Below are 19638 nucleotides of genomic sequence, written 5' to 3'. Positions count from 1 at the left end.
CCTCTGCTTAAGTGGGCTCGCTATTGTTGTGCACCTGGCCCGTGCCAGGGAGTGCGTGTTGGCTATCATCATGCACCTTGGCTCGGTTGTCGCGATTTTGTGCCGAAAAGCTCCGGCAGGCGATCTTTGGAGCTTATGCAACATTTAGCGTTCATGCCGTTTCGGTGTGTATTGGAGTGTGTAGTACGTCGCGTAAATCATCTTTGGCTGATAAAGACTGTTCGCTTGCGAATAAAAACTTAATTTACATCCATATGTGTACTACTATTTAGGCGTCACCCGTAACAACGGAGCCCAAATCCCATGGCCACTTCCTCGATTGCCCTCAACGCACAGCAACAATTGGATTCCCCGGACGCGGGTCGAGTCGCGTTGAAATTCTTCTTCAATCTCATGACGCTTTGGGGCTGCACTGTCGAGCAGCAGCGCATATTGTTGGGCAAGGTTGGAAACACGACTTTCTATAAGTACAAACAATTGCCGGAAAACGTACGGCTGCCTCGCGACACCCTTGAGCGTATTTCCTATCTGATGGGTATTCACAAGGCGCTGAGCATTATCTTCAGCAACAGTCGGGACCGTGCCTATCAATGGGTCAGCAGCCCTAACACCGCTGCGCCGTTCAACGGCCAGTCGGCGCTGACCTACATGCTGGCCGGACGAGTGGTGGACATCGCCGATGTACGGCGCTATCTGGACGGAGTGCGCGGTTGATGACGCCACCGCTGGTGGATCCGCAATGGAAACGGGCCTATCGGATCGTCAACAGCAGCTTCCCGCCGATCACATTGTTTGAAGACGTGCTCGACCCCGAGGACCTGGCCACTGCCTATGCCCTTGAAGCATTGACCAATGATCGGCTCATGGCTGAAGCCGGCGTGCTGTCGCGGGTGCGCCCCGAAGACCGGGTTTCCGGGCCCGGCTCCTCGCCCGTGATGGCGGCGTTTACCCATATCGGCAAAAGCAGCCGCTTCAGCGACGGCACTTTCGGCGTCTACTATGCCGCCAGCAGCCAGGAAGCCGCTATCGCCGAAACCTGCTATCACCAGGCGCGATTCCTTGGGGCGACCAACGAGCCCGACCTCGAATTGACCATGCGCACCTATGTCAACAAGGTCGTCAAACCCCTGCACGACATCCGCCACGACTACCCGCACCTCCACAATCCGGACCCTGCCGCCTACGGTCCGTCCCAAGTGTTCGCCCGACAACTGCGCGAAACTTTGTCTTGGGGGCTGCTCTACAACAGCGTTCGCCTGCCCGGCCACGAATGCGTAGCCGCTTTTCGCCCACCGGCGGTGTCGATTCCGGTGCAAGGCAAGCATATTCGGTACGTCTGGAGTGCCCAGAAGCGGGAGATATCGTTTGTGTTCGAGGTGAGCGAGGTGTGAAGGAGGGCTGCAGTGCAGCCCAGCGGGAGCAAGCGCCCCCGCCACGGGCATCTGGTCAGATCTTGAACTGTTGTACCGAAGCCTGCATCGACCCCGCCGCGTCATTCAGTTGATCCGCCGTTTGCGTCAGGTTGTGGATCGAGCGGGTATTTTTCCGGGATTGCTCGGCAATCGATTCGACCCGCTGGGCCATTTCATCGCTGGCCTTCGATTGCTCGGCAATGGTCTGGGAAATTTCTTCCACCACCTCGGCGGCATGCCGGGCGCCGGTGCGGATTTCGCTGATGGACACCCCGGCCTGCTGGGCCAGGTTCACGCCTTCGTCCACCCGACTGACGCACGCCTGCATATTCGCCACCGCATCCCGGGCGCTGGTCTGGATGCGCTCGATCATCGCGGTGATTTCCTGGGTGGACTGAGTGGTGCGTGCCGCCAAGTTGCGCACTTCATCGGCCACCACCGCAAAACCGCGACCCGCCTCGCCGGCACGCGCGGCCTCGATGGCCGCGTTGAGTGCCAGCAAGTTGGTTTGCTCGGCGATGCTCTTGATCACTTGGATGATGGAATGAATGTCTTCGGAGGACGCATCCAGCGCCGTGATCTTGCTGGAAGATTGGTTGACCACCTCGGCGATCCGGTTCATGCCCTCCACCACCCCGAGAATCACCTGCCCGCCGCTGCTAGCCAATTGTTCGGACTGCGCCGAAATCGTCCGGGCGCTGTCGGCGTGTTGATGGATCTGGCTGATGTTCGCCATCATCTGCTCCATGCTCGCGGCCATGCTGGTCGCACTCTGCGCCTGCTGATCGGCACTGGCCACGATCTGCCGCGCCGTGTCGCCCAGATTCCGCGACGTGCCGTTCAACTCGTCGCTCTGGCCACGGATCGTGGCGATCATCTGCCGCAGATTCGTTTGCATCTGCTCGATCACCCCTTGCAACTGGCCCAGCTCATCCTTGCTTTGCGCTCCCATCGACCGCTGCAAATCTCCCTGGGAAATCGCCTGGGTATTGAGGATGATCTTGTTCAGCGGCGTGAGCACCGCCTTGAGCAAGCTCCACGACAACAGCGCCAACGCCACGCACGTGGCCAGCAAGGTAATGACCAACCAACTTTGTGAAGTTTGGATGCTGCTGTCCTGATGCTCGCGCGACGTCTGCGCCTGGTTTTCGATCAGTTCGCTGACCGCCTCGTTGCGCTCCTCCAAGGCTGAAAACGCCGTGTCGAACTCGGCTCGCAACGCATGACCATCCTGGGCACCGCTCAACGCCTTGCCGATCACCTGCTTGGCTTTCTCGATGTAGGTATCGGCTTGTGGTTTCAACTCAGTAATCGCCTGAGCGACCGCCCCCGGCAACTTCGCCTCGGCGTTCTCGGCAATAACCTTGCGCATCCGCTGGGAATGCTCGTCAAACGCCTCCAGCACATCCTTGGCCCCCTGAGCATCCCCGCGCACCACCAACAAAGCGGCCAACACATCGGCACGAATGGCGTCGTGCATCATGTCCGCCTCCATGTGCTTGCGCATGGCCGAAATACTGGTCTCGCTCTGCACCAGGGCCTCGGACATGGAGTGATAACCCCACAACCCGATGCCACCGAGCAACAGCGCAAAAGAAAGACTGACCAACCCCGAGCCTATGACTTTGGTGCGGATCTTCATCGCTTACTGCTCCTGGAGCGGTGATTTCTGGGCAAGTGTAGTCGAGTGACAGCAGAGCCCTGGGGCGGACGATGTTCTTATTTGAGGCTATCGGCGGGGGGAGCGATAAGGTGAATATCCCCAGAACCCGTGGCGAGGGCGCTTGCTCCCGTTGGGCTGCGGAGCGGTGCTTCTTATCCATGCCCAAACCCCCAAGCTCCAGCCGGACGGATTGAGGCCCGCTCCTACAGTGCCCCGAAGTATCTCGCGACGACCTGCTAATTTAAGCGGGCTCTTGCCGGTGTAAGATGCTCAACAAACGCTCACTATCGAGGCTGTCATGACCGGGATTTCCCTGAACCTGCCGGAAGACCTTTCGAACTCACTCTCTGATCTGGCCAAGACGAATGGCCAAACAGTGAGCTATTTGGCGATGGACGTTCTTCGTGATTACATCGAGCACGAGAAGGCGTTGACCGCACAAATCGAGCTGGCGGTAGAGGAGGCCGATCAAGGTAAGTTCGCCTCCGATGGTCAAGTAGCCGCGATGCGTTCCCGACGCTGGAGCAGGGATGCGGGTTGAGTGGCTGGAAAAAGCCCTTAAAAACCTGGAAGACGAAGCCAGTTACATAGCCCTTGAAACCCCCAAGGCTGCTGACGACTTTTCCGATGCAATCTTTGCCAGCGTAGAACGGTTGGCCCAATTCCCAACCATGGGCCGTGAAGGTCGAGTAAAGAACACACGGGAATGGGCAGTTCCTAATTGGTCCTATCTCATTCCCTATCGGGTACTCGGTGATCGGCTTCAAATTCTTGGGGTGTTCCACACAAGGCAACGCCCTCGTGCCCAGTGGTAAACGGGAGAGCGTAGTCCAGAACTATTAGGGCTGTACCTTTCTTTGCGTGCCGTACCCCGGAGCGGCAGAACACAAGGAAGGCCTCTCATTCGGCTTTTGATCACGCACCGCAAGGAGATTCTGATGACCACTGCCCACGTTTTCATCGCCACCAGTCTGGATGGCTTCATCGCCCGGCCCGATGGTGACATCGACTGGCTTTTGCAACGCGACGATCCAACCGAGGACCATGGCTACTCAGACTTCATTGCTGACAAGGATGTGATTGTGATGGGGCGGGGAAGCTACGAGAAGGTACTGACCTTTGACACTTGGTTCTATGAAAGGCCCGTGGTGGTGCTGTCTGAACAACTGGCGAATTCGCCGGTGCCCGAGGCGCTGAAGGGTAAGGTGCGTTTCTCCCACCTCTCACCCAGGGACGTGATGGAGGAACTGGCGACGCAGGGCGTACGTCGAGTCTATGTCGACGGCGGGCAAGTGGTGCAGTCATTCCTGCGTGATGGATTAGTCGCCGACATGGTGATCACCACGGTTCCTGTGCTGATCGGATCGGGTAGACCGTTGTTCGGGGCCCTTCAGCAGGACGTTGAATTGAAGCTGGTATCCAGTCGCAGCTTTCCTTCGGGATTGGTTCAGTCCACCTATCGCCTGGGTGCATGATCCGCCCGGCTATCCACGGGGAATGATTCAATGAATATTCCACGTGTCGAGGGAGCTTGCTCCCGCTGGGCTGCGAAGCAGCCCTTCTTCCTGTAATGAGCTGGAAGCGGACACTTTAGATGGAGTTCAGGGCGCCCTTTGCTACGATCTCGTCCCACGCCGTGGGGGTGGGAAACAGCTCGTTCAGAAAACCTACAAACGCTTTAACGTTCGGGCTTGCCCGGCGGCTTTCAGGCCATAAGGCTGTGATGGAGGAGCGGTCGACGGCGAACTGTGGAAAGAGCGGCTTCAGTTCTCCCCGAGCGACATAAGGCGCCGCGACATAGGTGGGTGAAATGCCAATGCCACCGCCCGCTGCGAGCACCGCGGCTACCGCATCGCTGGCGTCGATGATGATGGAGGCGTCGGGTGCGATTTCCACTATTCGATCTCCCACGCTGAATGGCCAGCGCAACGCCTGGCCCGAACTCTGGTAGCGAAAATTCACGCAGTCGTGGTCGGCCAGATCACTGAGCTCCAGCGGCGTGCCGCGTTCGGCTAAATAGGCTGGCGAGGCAAAAGCGCAAATTCGATGCGGCCCCAGTCTACGAGAGATGAGTCGCGAGTCGGTCAGGTCGCCCACGCGCACGGCCACATCGATGCCTTGCTCGACGATGTCCGCAAACTGATCGCCCAAGCGCAGGTCGATGGCGAGCTTGGGGTAGCGCTGGCGAAACCTGGGAATCGCCGGCGCCAATATGTTCAGTCCGATAGGTGGTGGCGCTGTCACTTTCAAGGTGCCGGAGGGCTCAGCGCGCGAGGCAGCAGCAGCCTGCTCAATGTCCTCCACCTCGCGCAAAATCCGTAACGCTCGTTCGTACAGGTCTCGTCCTTCCGCTGTCAGAGTGAGCGAGCGGGTGGTACGGCTGAACAAACTCAGCTCGAAATGCTGCTCCAGGCGTTGCACGCTCTTGCTGATGGCAGACGGCGACACCGATAAATCGCGCGCTGCAGCGGTATAGCTGCCCAAGGAGGCTGCGCGAGCAAAGGCAATGAGACCTGTAAGGCGGTCCAACCCAATTTGTTCCTTCATGGCATCAGTAAAGCGACTTATGCCCTAATTATCAATATTGGCTCGCGCCTTTAGTCTTTGCCCATCGACGCCATCAGGGCGTTCAAGGAGAGAGACCATGACCCATTCCACAGCTACACAAAACGCATTTACCCAACCGCTTCCAGCCCAATTGGAAGGCCGCACCGTGGTGATTTTCGGCGGCACGTCCGGCATTGGTTTAGCCGCGGCGATTCAAGCCAAAGCTGCCGGGGCACTCGTGATAGTAATCGGCTCCAACGCCGAACGTGCCGAACAAGCAGCCCTGGAGCACGGGCTCGCCGGCTGGCGTGCCGCTGATGTCACCCATAGCGAAGCCATCTATGCCGCCTTGGCGGACATCCCACACGTGGATCATCTGGTTCTACTCGCCGGGACATTTGTGGCGGGCAAGGTGCTGGATGCGGAAATCGATCACCTGCGCCGGGCGTTTGAAGAGCGGATATGGGCCTCTGTGCACGCCATTCGCGCGCTCGGCAATCGGTTGTCCAAGGACGGTTCCATCACCTTTGTCTCCGGCTGCTTGGCCGATCGGCCCAATGCCCACGGCACCGCTGTGCTCGCTGCTGCTTCGGCAGCCATGGAAGCACTGGCCCGTGGCTTGGCTCTGGAACTGGCGCCCGTTCGCGTCAACACCCTGTCCCCAGGCCCGATCAACACCCCCATTTTCAGCAAAGCCCTGGGCGAGGGGCGCGATGCGTACGTCCGCGCATGGGAACAAGCGTTGCCGTTGCATCGTGTGGGCACCGCCGCTGAAGCAGGCGCGGCTACCGTTTTCTTGATGACCAATACGTTTATGAACGGCGCCACGTTGAACATCGATGGCGGGGCTCGGTTGGTCTGAGTGAAGCCCAGGCATAACGATCCGTACCTCGAATCATCGCCGCGCCCTCGGCCAGGACCTTGGCAACGTGGAGGAGGTTGGAAGCGTGGGTTAGGGCTTCGCCTACGGGTATGCCGCTGTTGACGCGAAAGAGAGGGCGGTCGGCGTGGTAGGAGAAGAAGGTTAGGCCTACGGTTTTGAGGTCTTGCGGATTCGGCATTGCCTGGCTCCTTGACTGTGAGAGCCGCAACCGTCCTTCCTACGGGATTGGGTGGCGGCCATGCACGGGGTAGGAAAACCGGGAGTTGGACTTGTCCCTACAGACCGGACACCAACTCCCTGGCGTTGTCCTCGCAGCGGAACTCAAAACATTAATCCTGTTCTGTTTCTAGCTTTTTACGCTCGGCGCCATTGCTGCTGATCCTTCCATTTATCTGGAAACCCCATGAGTCTCAAATAATCCACTTCCTGCCGATCCATGATTTCGGCCAGGCGAAGCTTCCATTGGCTGTCTGGGCTGATCAAGTCGGTTAGGTAGGCCAGCATCGTCAATACGATGTATAACCGCTGTTTGGGCTGAGGTCGGTTAGCAGGAGCCGTTGGGATGGTCCATTCTTTAGGCAAGGACGGTCGAATCGAAAGCTCTCGGTTCCATAGTCTGGAGTGGTGAGCACAACAGTTGCGAATGAAGGTCAACGTGTGTAGCCAGGAGGCTAATACTTCGAAGGGCAGGCTGAAGCGGGTGGCAATAGCTTTCTTGTCGGCGCTTTTGCCTATGGCATTGAAGAGAGCAGATACCGTCCCAAGGCTCAGCTCTTCCATGATCGCCCAAGCGGGCGGCAACTCAGGGTGGGCATAGGTTGCACCGTAATATCGAAAATAATTGTCGCGCATGCGGTTTTCGATCCGCTGGTGCTGAAGCCCATCGGCTTGTCGACCCTTTTTGATGCGGTCAATATCACGTCTGAGTTTGCTGCGCTCCTTATTCATTTGCTCCCGCAACGGACGCAACAGATCGGGGTGTGAGTATGACGAGGAGAAGACTGACGAGTCAGCTATCCAGTCAGCCCCATACTTTGGGCACATATGATTGCTGATAGTCGCTCGTATGGCGACTTCGACACGTTCGATGGCGTCCATGGTAATGCGCCGCAACGAACCATCGAAGCGGTAGATGTCGACGATTGCCTTCAGTGTGCTGCCTGGCTTGAAAGTATGTTCAGGGTCTGGCTCTTGAAAAGGGCGCATGTAAGGACTCAGGCGAAACAGCGTGGCCACTTCAAGAAAACGCATGGCCCGATCATCGTTGGCGATGTGCAAGCCTCGTTGCTTTAGCAGTTCCAATTGCTGTTCTACGCTGAGAGCCGGTTTGTCGAAGGGCCTCATGTAGTTTTCTCCAGGCAAAAAAAACCCGCACGATTTGAGCTTGCTGACTGGGTCAACCTAGGCTTGGCGGGTGTGTTGGGGTGCATTATAGGTGGGTGTAAGGGGCCGTCAACGTAAGCGTCCGCCCAACACACCTTGCGTGATTAAACGGGCACCCACCTGTGCGGCAACAGCTCGGTAATCTCACTCGCCCGCTGCGTCGGCAGGCGTGTAAGAACATCCTTCAAATACGCATACGGATCATGCCCGTTGAGCCGCGCCGACTGGATCAAACTCATGATCGCTGCGGCACGTTTACCACTGCGTAACGAGCCCGCGAACAGCCAGTTCGAGCGACCAAGAGCCCACGGCCGAATTTGATTCTCGCACCAGTTATTATCGATGGGTACAGCACCGTCATCGAGATAACGCGTTAGCGCTATCCAGCGTTTGAGGCTGTAATCCAATGCCTTGGCGATGGCCGATCCCTCAGGCACAAGCTGCCTCTGGGCGATCATCCAGGTATGAAGTGCGTCGATAATAGGCGCTGCTTTTTCCTGCCGTATTCGCTGTCGGACACCCGGTTCCAGCTCGCGGACTTCTCGTTCTACTTCGTACAAGGCCCCGATGTAGTGCAGCGCTTTTTCGGCGATCTGGCTTTTGTTGGTCGCGTGCAAGTCGAAGAACTTGCGGCGTGCATGGGCCATGCAGCCGATCTCCGTGACGCCCAGTTCAAAGCCTGCCTTGTAGCCAGCGAAGTCGTCGCAGACTAGCTTGCCGTTCCAGTGGCCAAGGAAGGCTCGGGCATGTTCGCCAGCACGGCTCGGACTGAAGTCATAAACGACTGCTGCCAGATCGCAGAACTGGCTGGTGGCATAGGCCCAGACATAAGCGCGGTGAGTTTTCTTAGCGCCAGGCATCAGCATTTGTACCGGCGTCTCGTCGGCGTGGACGACGCCGTGCGTCAGCACGGCTTCGCGCAGCGCATCAACCAGCGGCTGTAATTGCACGCCGCAGTTGCCCACCCATTGCGCCAAGGTCGAGCGAGCAATAGGCAGTCCGGCGCGGCCGAAGATTTTCTCCTGCCGATACAGCGGCAGATGGTCGGCAAACTTGGCCACCATGACGTGGGCCAGCAGGCCCGCCGTCGGGATGCCTTTGTCGATGACGTGCGCCGGTACCGGCGCCTGGATCAGTGTTTCGCACTGCTCGCAGGCCCATTTTCCACGGATATGGCGCTCGACCGTGAAAACGCCCGGTGTGTAGTCGAGCTTTTCGCTGGCATCTTCGCCGATACGCTTGAGGGCGCAGCCGCATTGGCAGTGGCTGTTTTCCGGTTCGTGATGGATCAGAGTGCGAGGGAACTGCGGTGGCAGCGCAGCGCGCTTGGGCTGCTGGCGCATTTTGGCTTCGACAGACACGGGTTGCAGTGCTTCAAGCTCAGCTTCGATGGCGGCGATATCGGTGTCGATCAAGTCGTCGAGCAAGCTGGCTTGATCCGGACTTAGCTGCTCGCTGCGCTTGGCAAACTTGAAGCGTTTGAGCAGCGCGATCTCGTGGGCCAGCTTCTCGTTGACCGACTTGTGATGAGTAATTTGCTTGTCCATCGTCTCGACGCGCTGGATCAACTGCGCCGCCAAGGCTCGCAGTTCTTCAGGGTTTAATTGATCGAGATTCGGATGCGAAGTCATACCGCCGATTTTGCCAGAGAGGGCACATGGCTGCGACAGACTGATGGGCCAATTGCGCTGGCAAGCGCGCCATGGCAGGTCTTAAAGCATCGAGATGATTCCGCCTGCACCGACGCGCTGCCAAGGTAAACCGAGCACCAGGGCCTGAAGTTGCTCGGCATCCAACTCAACTTCTGAGCCGTGTCGCACACCCGGCCAGAAGAAGCGTCCTTGATTCAAACGCCGGGCGGCAAGCCAAATCCCCACGCCGTCATGCACCAGCACTTTCATGCGATTGGCGCGGCGGTTGGCGAACAGATAGGCACAGTGCGGCTTCGCCGCACCGAACACCGCGACAACTCGCGCCAGCGCGGTTTCAGTGCCGGCGCGCATGTCCATGGGCTCGGTGGCGAGCCAGATGGAGTCGACGCGGATCATCGAAGCAGGTCTCGTAGGAAAGCGGAACACGACGCTGCATTTTCTGTCGGCCAACTCACCACAACTACGCCTTTTGAATGAGGCACTTCGATCCTAATCGTGGCAGAAAGGACTTGATGCACCGCTGGCGCTGCCTTGACCGGGATGAAGGCGGTTTGCAGCGCCAGAGTTTTCTGCGCATGCACCCGAATCCATTTATGGACTAGATTGGCGTTGAGGTTGTGGGTCAAAGCGACATTGGCAATCGAGGTGTCAGGCTGCGCACATTCGGCAATGACTTGGGCCTTGAAGGATTTGGAATAGGAACGACGTTCTTGTGGCATGGGCGTCCGCTTAAAAAGGCTAAAAAATGGTGTCCACTTAAATTTAGGTGGACACCATCGCCTTAAGCGATGGCATCAGGAAGATGTGTTGCCCAGACGGTTACCCGTCAACGTCGCACTAACGTGAAATTGTAACGAGCAGGCGCGCAAGCAAGGTTTGGTCTGTCGATGCTGACAAGGCGGTGTGGGTCGTATCTGTTTTCTGGAAATTTCAAGCATCAGAAACAACAAAGCCCCCGCATTTCTGCGAGGGCTTCGTTTTGTATGGTGCGGCACCAGGAGTCGAACGATCTAATAAGTTATTGAGTTAGCTGATTAATACTTAAAGACCTGTGCGATTCTACCTCTAAAACTACCTCAAGGACCTCGCGCGCCTGAGGATCTTGCTTGACGTGACTAACGGCGAAGGGCCGGAGTTGCCCCCACAGCGGCCGGTCATTCGTCTATGAGAGTTGGGCCGTTGCTGTGTCAACTGTCAATCACGTTAGAGTTAGAGTAGGTCCATGGTGGCCATGGAATCAGCCATGCGGTAGCCCATCGCTTTGTAACCCGCCTGGCGCTTATCCCACATCCTCATCAGCGCGACATTACCCTCGTCAACGAAGTCGATCACTCTCACGTCGGCCTTTTCGGCATGCGATCGATGCAATCGTCCCGCATATTGCTGAAGGATACCCTTCCATGAGATGGGCATTGCCAGCACCAGCGTGTCCAACGGCGGATGATCGAAGCCTTCACCTACTAGTTTTCCTGTTGCCAGCAGCACTCGTGGAGCATCAGGGGGAAGGGACTCAAGATCATGCATACGGGAAGTTCGCTGTTTCTTAGGCACTCGCCCATGAAGCGTGAAAAGGTTATGCACGCGCTGCTTCAATTCTAATTCAAGGGCATCCACATGTTCCGTCCGCTCCGTTAACACTAGAATTTTTCTACCCTCGTTGTACGCCAGCTCAATCTCCGAGACGATTTTGGCTGTCCGCTCAGAGTCGTCGGCTAGACGCCGAAAAACGTCCTGAATCCCAAAGCCGTCGGGGACCACTATTGGTTTGGGCAGCAATCGAGGCACGACGGAGAGGTCATGGGGCGCACTCGCAGGTCGAGCAGCAGAATGTCGGATCGGTCCGCACTGCATGAAAATAATGGGCTGCTGCCCATCTCGGCGCACTGGGGTTGCAGTGAGTCCCAGTACGTACCGCGCTGTAGCGCTTCTCAGTAGTGCCTCGAATGACACTGCTGATAGGTGATGACACTCATCAACGATGATCTGGCCGTAATTTTTTACCTGATCGCTGATCTCGCCTTTTCGCGATAACGACTGCATTACGGCAATGTCGATGATGCCTGTAAGTTTCGCTTTTCCGCCCCCAAGAGTACCAACGACACCATTCCCGACTCTCAAGAACGCCTGCAAGCGCTCTTGCCACTGCCTTAATAGTTCTGTCCGATGCACAAGCACCAACGTGTTAATGCCACGTGCGGCAATCAACGCAGCAGCACTCACTGTTTTACCGAAAGCTGTCGGTGCGCAGAGGATACCGGTGTCATGACTTAGCATTGCGCTGACAGCAGCCTCTTGGTCAGAACGCAGGGTCCCGAGAAAGCTCACGTCGATGGGGTCGCCCGCGAAGCGTTCGTCTTTAAGAATAGGGGTAACCCCGTTTTCCTCTAAAAGCTCCAGCGCAGCATCCAAACAGCCACGTGGTAACGCAATATGTTTGGGGAAGTTCTGGGCACAGCCGATAATCCTTGGCTTGTTCCACACTGACATGCGCATGGCCTGAGCTTTGTAGAACTCAGGATTTTGAAAGGCAGCGAGCCGGACAAGCTGGTTTGCCAATGGCTGTGGCAATTCCGACTTTTCAAAGTAAATTAAGTTAGCCAGCGTGATGTTGACAGCAGCAGGCAACGGGCATGTCAATTTACGTGATCTCGATTCACGATCTTTCCAAGGTTCTGCATCACCGTCGTCATCGACATAGGCGACCCCTAGAGGGTCCCGATTACCCATCGCCTGGATAATAACGGGCTGGATATCTTCTGGACTCATGCGCTGAATCGATGCCAGGAAGGCCCATTGATCAGGATGAGGCTCAAGCGAGTCGTCTACAAAAACGCTATTGTTTTGGGCCCTGGCCCGCTTTTGTAAAGGGAGCGCGATGAGATTTCCAAAGCCGCCTTTGGGCATATAGTCCTGGTTTGGAAACAGTCGATCATAGGAGCTGAGCGCCAACTGGCGGGTGCGCTCACAGGCATGACTGATGATTGCGGCACCGAGGCGGCGCGCATCGCAGGCAGGAACATTACGCTCAAAGAAAATCCAGCCATGAGCCCCTTGGCCTGAGCGCGATATTTCCAGCGCCACCGGGACGTTCAACTCATGGCATGACTGTACAAAAGCTTTGGAATCATCACGCCATTCGGCCTCATCGAAGTCGACTGCCAAAAAATAACAAGTGTCATCAGAGAGTAGGGGGTAGATACCAACGACCACTTCGCCCGCCAGATGGCGATAGACCACCTCATCGGTCAGCGGAAGCAGCTGGCGGTTACCGCAGTCGCCACACTTAATTCGGGGCTTCTCACAAACACCAGGCTTCCATTCGTTTGCGCAAGCGGGTGCGTATCCTGATTTGCCTGCCTTGCTTTCCCAGCGGATGGGATAAACGTCCGTCCTACCACGAAACAAGCTTCGGAATAGGGCAAGCTTTCCATCAGTATCGAGTTGCTGTGATTGTTCTGCTTGGACAATCGCTATCTTGACTGGCTCAGCAGGCGGACGCCATTCGATGCCATGAGCATCCAGCAAGGCAACCAATCTTGCATTCTCAGCCCTTAGCTTCGCCACCAGACTAGTGTCTATCACCGCCTTCAGCCTCTACGTCTCAGGTGAAGCCTGTAGCCTCGAGCTACAACCCTCAGTCCATCAGTAAAACATAGAGGTTATCAAACAACAGAGGTTAGGTTCAGGGGCTCAAGAGGTCCGCCCTAATCCCAATCAAATTGTTGGCTGGCTCAATCTGCCAGTTAGGGATACAGAGCGCGCAGTTGCTGGCATTCGGCTAACGTTGAAAATTCCAGGATTTTCCTAGGCGCAGAGTGATCAGGCTTGTGGTCAGCAGGTAGTAGTAGCGCGTCGATTTCGAGTTTGAGTTCATGTGGTGGTTCAAAAACCAAACGAGATGCTTTCTTTGCCATGTCCATGGATTATCTCGGTTCCAGCGTTCAGAAATGGCTGCTTGAATAGTCTTGGCCTGGCGGATGTGACGTTCTCGTGTGGCATGTGCTCCAGTCAGTGCCCCAGCCAAGAAGATCTCCATATCGAATGGTTTATTCATACCCGACCACCGATGTACGCCGATACCACGTCGATTCGACCGTGTCCCAGCTCATAGCTGATTTGAAAGCGTGCCTCTCGATCAAGGCATGGATCGAGGCGCCTGCCCCTGCCACCGTTGATGGGCGCTAGGTGATGGGTGATCTGCTCATAGCGTTCGCATGCATAAGCCGCGCGCAATTCGTGGAAGCCTTTGAGGTTGTGCGTATGGAGGATGTCTCGGGCGGGGCGTATGACACTCGGTTGGAAATCGAGGTAGCTCTCGTTCGGTGCCAGCAGGTTGCGGCTACCGTCGGGAGAGACCTGTTCGGCGTACCTGAGCGCTTCGCGAATATGGTCATCCACCCTGATCCACCGAGGCGCGGTTCCGCCGCCGCGGCCACCTTTGGTGCCATCCTGGATGTTGATCTTTTCGTAGTGTTCGGCTTCTCTTCGCAGGCGCGGAAGGTCGGCCAAGATGGCCTCGCGCAAGCGCATGCCGGTGGCTCGCGCCAGCTGGGCGATGGCCGCCGCACGCGGCATTTGGTGTTCGCAGAGCACGTCGACGATCCGCTTCACGTGTTCGCGGTCTTGGCCTTGCGGCACCGAGCGACGAACACTGTTCCGCCGCATTCCCAGCGTCTTGCTCGGACTCGGCACTTTCACATACTGATCACCGCGAAGTGCGGCCATGGTTCGGTTTACGCTGGACAACCGGTTTTGCGCGGTGGCGATGCTGATAGCGCCTTGTTCAACTTGGTGACGCAGATGACCGGCGTAGTCCAGCAAGGTCCGCCAATCAATTTGCCTCGCATCGTTAAACCCGGGCCCATCCTCAGACCGACACCATCGTACAAATGCCAGCCAACGATCACTGTGCGCTTTGACGGTCCCGTAATGCCCTCCGCCGAACATGTCTTTTAACGCCTGCGGCCCGGCATAACTCAGTTGCCGGCCATAGCCAAAATTGCGCCCGCCACGTTTACCTACCAGTGCCATGATCGAACTCCTCTCGAAGCCAAAAAGTTTCAAACCTTCCTCACGTCATCCCGCCACGAATGTTGAGTGTTATCAGGGATCAAGGCCCCTGCGACCTGTGAGGGTTGTCCTCTAACGCAGGACTGGCGGTTGGGCATCTCATGATCTGACCTCCTGAACACTTCCAAAGAAGTGGGCGGGTGGAGGCTGCACTGGCTGACGAGACCAATGCCGCGAGATCCTGAGTCGAGTGAAGGTAGTGATGCGGTGACCGGGGCATGCCTGACTGTCAGTCAGGTGCAGTCCATTCCGTGGGCTGCGGCACCATCATCGGCATCGCTGATGCTGGTGACTTCGGTGTTTGTCACGCCGATTGTCACGAGAGGGAATGCCGCAAAGCCTTGTACGAGTTGGGCTGCAGCAGCGGTAGGAGCGCCCGTCTCTTTCCGGAAGAAAGAGACGGGCGCAGGTTGGCGCAAGGAAATGGACAAGCGGATAGGTTGCTGCAGGGCAGCTATGAAAGGGGATGAGTTGCCGCAGTGGGCACACTGATAAAAGTAGGCATCCATCACATCGCTGTGACCGTGCGAGCCGCCGGACGCTAATCGCACTTTGGGAGAACCACCACCGTGTGGCGTAGCCTTAAAGGTTCTGACTACCTGGGTTGCTGTCAACGACAGCGCTTTGCCCGATCTTTTCTACGCCTGTGGATAATTCGGGTCAAGGCTCGAATTTTCGGGAGTTCTGCGGCTGTGGATGAAATTATCCACCGGTGGAAATCAGTGGTTTTCCACAGACAGTTGCGTGGGCTTTAGATTTTTTAAGTGAGGTCCATCCAAGCAGGGCGGCTTTGCAGCCCCGCTTGGATGGACCCGCGTGGACAAGCGGATCGTCAGAGAGTTGGAGGGCAAGCAGGTACTTGAAGTGAAAATCCCGGCGGCTTCGCGTAAGCAGAAGCCAGTATTTCTCAATGGTCAGCCGCTAGGTAACACTTATCGTCGATTACATGAGGGTGATCGGCGTTGCTCTGAGGAAGATGTTCGCCGCATGTTCGCAGAGCAAGTGGAGGACTGTCGGGACGAGCGGATTTTGCCAAATTACGACTTCGCAGACATCGATCCGGACAGTCTGCGTATCTACCGCCAGATGCTTAGCGACATAAAGCCAGGCCATCCAGCGCTGGAGCACCAAGGGATTGAGTTTCTTCGACAGATAGGCGGCTGGCGAAAGGACCGAGCGAACGGAGTCGAAGGGCTGACTCTGGCAGGTTTACTGATGTTCGGACGCTGGCTTTCGATCCAAGAGAGTGTGCCGCATTACTTTGTGGACTATCAGGAGCGGCCGCACGCCAAAACAGAACTACGTTGGGTGGATAGACTCGTCCCTGATGGAACCTGGTCAGGAAATCTGTTTGATTTCTACCGGCGGGTTTATCGCAAGTTGGTTGAGGACCTAAAGGTACCGTTCGTTCTCAAAGGTGATCAGCGCCAGGATGACACACCGGTACATGAAGCTCTGCGCGAGGCTTTGGTTAATACCTTGGTCCATGCCGACTATACCGGACGGGTTTCTGTGTTAGTCGTGAAGCGTCCTGACTTGTTTGGCTTTCGCAATCCTGGCGGCTTGCGTTTACCCCTTGAGCAGGTGTTGCAAGGTGGTACCAGCGATTGCCGGAACAGGCTAATGCACCAAATGTTTCTTCTTATAGGCCTTGGCGAGCGTGGTGGTTCTGGGGTTCCAAAAATCTACAGCGGGTGGCGCAGCCAGCATTGGCGACCGCCAGCCCTTTATGAAAAGCCCGAGCCCGAGCAAACCCTTCTTGAGCTTCGCATGTTGGACTTGCTTCCTGAAGGGGTGGTGGAGCAGTTACGAGAGCGATTTGGGGTTCGTTTCGAGAGCTTGGAACATACTGCCAGGTTGATTTTGGCCACGGCCGCGATTGAGCGGGTGGTCAGCCATAATCGTCTTCTTGAGATTTGTGATACTCATGCTCATGACTTGAGCCAACTGCTTGCGCGGTTGGTACGCGAGGGATTCCTTGTGCCCGACGGGCGCTCACGGGGCATGATTTATCACCTGCCGGGTGAGCAACTGCCTACGCCGGAGCAAGTGTTCGCAGGTCCGCTACAGAGCTCCGAACATTACGCCGGCAGCTCCGAACATAACGGGGCTAGCTCCGAACATAACGCAGGTAGCTCCGAACATAAGGTCGAGCTGGATATGCAGCGAAACGATGATGGCTGCTTGTTGAGCGATCATATTGACGCGCCGCTGATCGATGATTTGGACAGGCTTGATGTAGGGTTTCGAGAAAAGCTCGAAATACTGGCTGAGGAGCCGCGCAATCGAGAGCGCATGCAAAAGGATCGTATGCAACAGGTGATTATCACCCTATGCAAGGAGCACTATCTGACGCTCAACGTGTTGGCTAATTTGGTAAAGCGCAGTCCAGATGCCCTCCGTCAGCAGTACCTGAATGGAATGGTGAAAAGTAGGCAGATTCAGTTGGCATTTCCGTCCAAGCCGACTCATGAAAGGCAGGCGTACAAAGCGTACGTTGGTGGGCAGGACGAGGAGTAGGCTAACGGCCTACTCCCTCAAGTGGCTTTTCGCCTTGAGCCGCGTGACGTTCGTCCCGGTCTGGTTTGCAAATTCGTGCGGGGTGACATGCTCCTGCCGGTTGGCCTCCAGATACCGGCTCCACCAGTTCATGATCAGCCTGCGCTCCTCGATGAACTCGGCCTTGTGGATGTAAGCAGCTCGGACGTTATTCCGCTCCTTGTGACTCATCTGCCGTTCAATGGCTGTCTCCGACCACAAGCCTGACTCAATCAGCGCGCTACAGGCCATCGACCGAAACCCATGCCCGCATATTTCGGCTTTGGTGTTGTACCCCATCTTTCTGAGTGCGCTGTTCATCGTGTTTTCAGACATGGGCTTCCAGGGCTTGGCATCGCCTGCAAACACCAAGTCGAATTTGCCGGTGAGGACGTGGATTTGTTCAAGCAGGGTCACGGCTTGCGGCGATAAGGGTACAAGGTGGATGTCCCCGGCCATCTTCGTACCCCTTGTTGAAAAGGGTACTCCGTCCAACGCGGGTCGAGTGTCCGGTATCTCCCAGGTGCCGCGCTTGAGGTCGAACTCGCTCCAGCGGGCGAAGCGCAGTTCGCTGGAGCGGACGAACACATGCAGCGAGAGCATGACCGTCAGCCGGGTAAGTGCGCGGCCTCTGTAGGTGTCGATACGCTCCTGCAATTCAGGCAGACGCGATAAAGGTAAAGCAGGGCGGTGAATCACCCTCGGAGCTTTGATCAAACCTTCAAGGTCGGAGGCCGGGTTTGCCGCGATCTGTCGAGCACGCTTCGCCTCGCGCATGATGCTCTGCAGGTAGTTTTGTACCCTTAAAGCGACGTCAATCGTGCCGCGCTTCTGGATCGCTTCCAGAGGTTGCATCAGGTCATGGGTGTCCAGATCGACAATGGAGCGAGCGCCGATCAGCGGGAAGACATGGGTTTTGAGGCGGCTCAGGACGGTCTTGGCATGGCCCGGAGCCCATTTGGCAGACATCGCTTTGTGCCAGTCCAGTGCGGCGCTTTCAAAGGTTCGGCCTTTGATTGCGGCCTGCGTCTTGGCTTGGTGTTTGGTCTCTATGGGGTCGATGCCATTCGCCAGCATCCGCTTGACCTCCAGGCGCTTGTTGCGCGCATCGGCGAGGCCGACCACGGGATAGCTGCCGAACGGGGTCAGTCCTTCGCGTCCATCAGGCTTGATATACCTGAGACGCCAGCCTTTACGGCCATTGGGTTGGACTAGAAGGTAGAGGCCGTCGCCGTCGAAAAGCTTGTAAGCGCGGTCGGTGGGCTTGGCTGAGCGGCAAGCCGAATCGGAGAGTGGAGCAGTGGTGCGCGACATAAGGGTACTCCCCCTTTATCGAATTACCTTACCCCTAACACTACCCCTAAAACGGTTGGAATCCACCAGTTCCTGACGGAAACCGATGGAACGCCAAAACGAAAAAACCCGCCAGAAGGCGGGTTTTTCGAGGGGTTCAGAGATTTTGAAAGCCTTCTCTGGAACCTTAAATGGTGCCGGCACCAGGAGTCGAACCCGGGACCTACTGATTACAAGTCAGTTGCTCTACCAACTGAGCTATACCGGCGTGTGGGCGACGATTATAGCGATTGGGCGCGTTCTGTAAACCCCTGAATTCTGACTATTTTTGCTTAGGTCCGACTCAGGCGCGATGCAGCAGGTTGCGCAGTTTGTTCAGGGCTCGCCACGCGCGGCTGTTTTGGATGGCGTGGAGTTGGGCTTCAGCCTGTTCGGCCCGTTGCAGGGCGGCGGTGAGTTGTGGGGTTGTGTCGCTGACGGGGTGGCTGAGTTTGTGGCCTTTGCAGAGCTGGAAGCCGTCGAGGTTGCAAGGCGGGATGTCGAAGGCGGGTTTGAGGGCCAGGTGTTCTTCGGCGAGGTAGTAGGTGTTGATGCCATCGAAGAGGATGGCCTGGTAGCCGGCGTCGGTGACCAGGGTTTCCCAGGTCTGGTCGCGGGCCCATGGGGTTTCGATGAGGATGATCCATGGGCGCCAGCGGCTGAAATCCATACCGCGCAGCACGGTTTCTTCGTGGCCTTCGACGTCGATTTTCAGGAAGTGGATGGGGCGATCCTGGGCGTATTGCTCGCAGATCGAGGCCAGGGTGCGGGACTGGACGGTCTGCTTGCGCACGTCCATGCCGGCGTCGCGGTGTTGTTGGGCGACGCTGGCTTCGACCGTGGACAGGCCGGTGTCGGCGATGGTGTAGAAGGTCAGGCTGTCGGCGTTTTCGCCGGCCACGCATTGCAGGTTGATGTCGTGGGGGCGTTCTTGGTTGAGCGCGTCGTGGTAGGCCTGGACGGGCTCGATATTGATACCGCGCCAGCCACGTTCGTAGAACGCCCGGGTGACGGAGTCATCTGTCGGATGGTTGGCGCCGACGTCGAGGTAAAAGCCGTCTTCCACCGACTGAAGGACGCGCCACAGGCGTATGTCTTCGAAATTTTGAGCGTAGGAAATGAACGTCACGGCCAGTCCTTGAGTGTGTCGGCATTGTG

The 19638-nt window shown here is 56.9% G+C and carries 19 protein-coding genes and 1 tRNA gene; 7 read left to right on the top strand and 13 right to left on the bottom strand.

The window, feature by feature from the left end:
• Window positions 1–303 precede the first annotated feature (303 nt).
• Both PFLQ2_RS01455 and PFLQ2_RS01460 read left to right on the top strand, forming a co-directional pair.
• On the top strand, window positions 304–714 hold the full coding sequence (locus PFLQ2_RS01455; RefSeq protein WP_003186783.1) for an MbcA/ParS/Xre antitoxin family protein: 411 nt from the start codon (window positions 304–306) through the stop codon (window positions 712–714).
• Window positions 714–1391 (top strand): RES family NAD+ phosphorylase, encoded by a 678-nt coding sequence (locus tag PFLQ2_RS01460; protein ID WP_003186782.1) that lies wholly within the window; start codon window positions 714–716, stop codon window positions 1389–1391. Before PFLQ2_RS01455 ends, PFLQ2_RS01460 begins: the two co-directional genes overlap by 1 nt.
• A gap of 55 nt (window positions 1392–1446) precedes the next feature.
• Here the strand turns inward: PFLQ2_RS01460 and PFLQ2_RS01465 are convergent, their stop codons facing one another.
• Complete coding sequence (locus tag PFLQ2_RS01465) at window positions 1447–3054, bottom strand: methyl-accepting chemotaxis protein (RefSeq protein WP_003186779.1); 1608 nt, start codon at window positions 3052–3054, stop codon at window positions 1447–1449.
• A 319-nt stretch (window positions 3055–3373) separates the two neighbouring features.
• Between PFLQ2_RS01465 and PFLQ2_RS01470 the strand changes: the two genes are divergently transcribed.
• The 3 genes from PFLQ2_RS01470 to PFLQ2_RS01480 all read left to right on the top strand — a co-directional run bounded on the left by PFLQ2_RS01470 (window position 3374) and on the right by PFLQ2_RS01480 (window position 4550).
• Window positions 3374–3616 (top strand): CopG family ribbon-helix-helix protein, encoded by a 243-nt coding sequence (locus tag PFLQ2_RS01470; RefSeq protein WP_003186778.1) that lies wholly within the window; start codon window positions 3374–3376, stop codon window positions 3614–3616.
• Window positions 3606–3890, top strand: coding sequence for a type II toxin-antitoxin system RelE/ParE family toxin (locus PFLQ2_RS01475; RefSeq protein ID WP_003186777.1), 285 nt, complete (start codon window positions 3606–3608; stop codon window positions 3888–3890). Before PFLQ2_RS01470 ends, PFLQ2_RS01475 begins: the two co-directional genes overlap by 11 nt.
• A gap of 123 nt (window positions 3891–4013) precedes the next feature.
• Entirely contained in the window at window positions 4014–4550 is a 537-nt protein-coding gene (locus PFLQ2_RS01480; RefSeq protein WP_003186776.1) for a dihydrofolate reductase family protein, read from the top strand.
• Between the two features lie 115 nt (window positions 4551–4665).
• Here the strand turns inward: PFLQ2_RS01480 and PFLQ2_RS01485 are convergent, their stop codons facing one another.
• Window positions 4666–5622 carry a LysR family transcriptional regulator gene (locus PFLQ2_RS01485; protein ID WP_003186775.1) on the bottom strand — a complete coding sequence of 319 codons (957 nt, stop codon included), beginning with the start codon at window positions 5620–5622 and terminating at the stop codon, window positions 4666–4668.
• Window positions 5623–5719: 97 nt separating this feature from the next.
• On the opposite strand from PFLQ2_RS01485, the gene PFLQ2_RS01490 reads away from it, so the two are divergent.
• Window positions 5720–6484 (top strand): SDR family oxidoreductase, encoded by a 765-nt coding sequence (locus PFLQ2_RS01490; RefSeq protein ID WP_003186774.1) that lies wholly within the window; start codon window positions 5720–5722, stop codon window positions 6482–6484.
• Here the strand turns inward: PFLQ2_RS01490 and PFLQ2_RS29215 are convergent.
• The 8 genes from PFLQ2_RS29215 to PFLQ2_RS01515 all read right to left on the bottom strand — a co-directional run bounded on the left by PFLQ2_RS29215 (window position 6435) and on the right by PFLQ2_RS01515 (window position 14571).
• Window positions 6435–6683, bottom strand: a complete 249-nt coding sequence (locus PFLQ2_RS29215) for a DUF3077 domain-containing protein (protein ID WP_088021807.1) — start codon at window positions 6681–6683, stop codon at window positions 6435–6437. The two genes, PFLQ2_RS01490 and PFLQ2_RS29215, sit on opposite strands and share 50 nt — an antisense overlap.
• 176 nt (window positions 6684–6859) lie before the next feature.
• Window positions 6860–7849 carry an Abi family protein gene (locus PFLQ2_RS01495; RefSeq protein WP_003186773.1) on the bottom strand — a complete coding sequence of 330 codons (990 nt, stop codon included), beginning with the start codon at window positions 7847–7849 and terminating at the stop codon, window positions 6860–6862.
• Between the two features lie 143 nt (window positions 7850–7992).
• A complete protein-coding gene (gene tnpC, locus PFLQ2_RS01500; protein WP_003177796.1) occupies window positions 7993–9519 on the bottom strand; it encodes an IS66 family transposase in 1527 nt (508 codons plus the stop codon).
• Between the two features lie 81 nt (window positions 9520–9600).
• Window positions 9601–9936 carry an IS66 family insertion sequence element accessory protein TnpB gene (gene tnpB, locus PFLQ2_RS30330; RefSeq protein WP_003177794.1) on the bottom strand — a complete coding sequence of 112 codons (336 nt, stop codon included), beginning with the start codon at window positions 9934–9936 and terminating at the stop codon, window positions 9601–9603.
• Window positions 9933–10259, bottom strand: a complete 327-nt coding sequence (tnpA, locus tag PFLQ2_RS29205; RefSeq protein WP_003177792.1) for an IS66-like element accessory protein TnpA — start codon at window positions 10257–10259, stop codon at window positions 9933–9935. The genes tnpB and tnpA overlap by 4 nt, the downstream gene beginning before the upstream one ends.
• A gap of 490 nt (window positions 10260–10749) precedes the next feature.
• Window positions 10750–13122 carry a TOTE conflict system archaeo-eukaryotic primase domain-containing protein gene (locus PFLQ2_RS01510; RefSeq protein ID WP_033046338.1) on the bottom strand — a complete coding sequence of 791 codons (2373 nt, stop codon included), beginning with the start codon at window positions 13120–13122 and terminating at the stop codon, window positions 10750–10752.
• A gap of 196 nt (window positions 13123–13318) precedes the next feature.
• Complete coding sequence (locus PFLQ2_RS29200) at window positions 13319–13594, bottom strand: hypothetical protein (RefSeq protein ID WP_080932528.1); 276 nt, start codon at window positions 13592–13594, stop codon at window positions 13319–13321.
• Window positions 13591–14571, bottom strand: coding sequence for an integrase domain-containing protein (locus tag PFLQ2_RS01515; RefSeq protein ID WP_003186771.1), 981 nt, complete (start codon window positions 14569–14571; stop codon window positions 13591–13593). The genes PFLQ2_RS29200 and PFLQ2_RS01515 overlap by 4 nt, the downstream gene beginning before the upstream one ends.
• A gap of 855 nt (window positions 14572–15426) precedes the next feature.
• On the opposite strand from PFLQ2_RS01515, the gene PFLQ2_RS01520 reads away from it, so the two are divergent.
• Entirely contained in the window at window positions 15427–17130 is a 1704-nt protein-coding gene (locus PFLQ2_RS01520) for an ATP-binding protein (protein WP_088021806.1), read from the top strand.
• 9 nt (window positions 17131–17139) lie between these two features.
• Here PFLQ2_RS01520 and PFLQ2_RS01525 read toward each other — a convergent pair whose 3' ends face one another.
• The 3 genes from PFLQ2_RS01525 to PFLQ2_RS01535 form a co-directional block, all read right to left on the bottom strand.
• On the bottom strand, window positions 17140–18462 hold the full coding sequence (locus tag PFLQ2_RS01525; RefSeq protein ID WP_003186769.1) for a tyrosine-type recombinase/integrase: 1323 nt from the start codon (window positions 18460–18462) through the stop codon (window positions 17140–17142).
• A gap of 171 nt (window positions 18463–18633) precedes the next feature.
• Window positions 18634–18709 (bottom strand) — tRNA-Thr (locus PFLQ2_RS01530).
• A gap of 75 nt (window positions 18710–18784) precedes the next feature.
• Window positions 18785–19609: an FkbM family methyltransferase gene (locus PFLQ2_RS01535; RefSeq protein WP_003186768.1), complete on the bottom strand. Its 825-nt coding sequence runs from the start codon at window positions 19607–19609 to the stop codon at window positions 18785–18787.
• Between the last annotated feature and the right edge of the window lie 29 nt (window positions 19610–19638).

Source organism: Pseudomonas fluorescens Q2-87 (assembly GCF_000281895.1).
GTDB classification, from domain to species: domain Bacteria; phylum Pseudomonadota; class Gammaproteobacteria; order Pseudomonadales; family Pseudomonadaceae; genus Aquipseudomonas; species Aquipseudomonas fluorescens_S.
This window is presented reverse-complemented; position numbering and strand designations above follow the sequence as displayed.

Bases quoted from the DNA above. Each gene is read 5' to 3' on its own strand.
- tnpB (WP_003177794.1), bottom strand. From the start codon at position 9,936: ATGATCCGCGTCGACTCCATCTGGCTCGCCACCGAGCCCATGGACATG.
- PFLQ2_RS01485 (WP_003186775.1), bottom strand. From the start codon at position 5,622: ATGAAGGAACAAATTGGGTTGGACCGCCTTACAGGTCTCATTGCCTTT.
- PFLQ2_RS29215 (WP_088021807.1), bottom strand. From the start codon at position 6,683: ATGCCGAATCCGCAAGACCTCAAAACCGTAGGCCTAACCTTCTTCTCC.
- PFLQ2_RS01465 (WP_003186779.1), bottom strand. From the start codon at position 3,054: ATGAAGATCCGCACCAAAGTCATAGGCTCGGGGTTGGTCAGTCTTTCT.
- PFLQ2_RS01495 (WP_003186773.1), bottom strand. From the start codon at position 7,849: ATGAGGCCCTTCGACAAACCGGCTCTCAGCGTAGAACAGCAATTGGAA.
- tnpA (WP_003177792.1), bottom strand. From the start codon at position 10,259: ATGCCACAAGAACGTCGTTCCTATTCCAAATCCTTCAAGGCCCAAGTC.
- PFLQ2_RS01490 (WP_003186774.1), top strand. From the start codon at position 5,720: ATGACCCATTCCACAGCTACACAAAACGCATTTACCCAACCGCTTCCA.
- PFLQ2_RS29200 (WP_080932528.1), bottom strand. From the start codon at position 13,594: ATGAATAAACCATTCGATATGGAGATCTTCTTGGCTGGGGCACTGACT.
- PFLQ2_RS01480 (WP_003186776.1), top strand. From the start codon at position 4,014: ATGACCACTGCCCACGTTTTCATCGCCACCAGTCTGGATGGCTTCATC.
- PFLQ2_RS01475 (WP_003186777.1), top strand. From the start codon at position 3,606: ATGCGGGTTGAGTGGCTGGAAAAAGCCCTTAAAAACCTGGAAGACGAA.
- PFLQ2_RS01525 (WP_003186769.1), bottom strand. From the start codon at position 18,462: ATGTCGCGCACCACTGCTCCACTCTCCGATTCGGCTTGCCGCTCAGCC.
- PFLQ2_RS01455 (WP_003186783.1), top strand. From the start codon at position 304: ATGGCCACTTCCTCGATTGCCCTCAACGCACAGCAACAATTGGATTCC.
- PFLQ2_RS01515 (WP_003186771.1), bottom strand. From the start codon at position 14,571: ATGGCACTGGTAGGTAAACGTGGCGGGCGCAATTTTGGCTATGGCCGG.
- tnpC (WP_003177796.1), bottom strand. From the start codon at position 9,519: ATGACTTCGCATCCGAATCTCGATCAATTAAACCCTGAAGAACTGCGA.
- PFLQ2_RS01470 (WP_003186778.1), top strand. From the start codon at position 3,374: ATGACCGGGATTTCCCTGAACCTGCCGGAAGACCTTTCGAACTCACTC.
- PFLQ2_RS01460 (WP_003186782.1), top strand. From the start codon at position 714: ATGACGCCACCGCTGGTGGATCCGCAATGGAAACGGGCCTATCGGATC.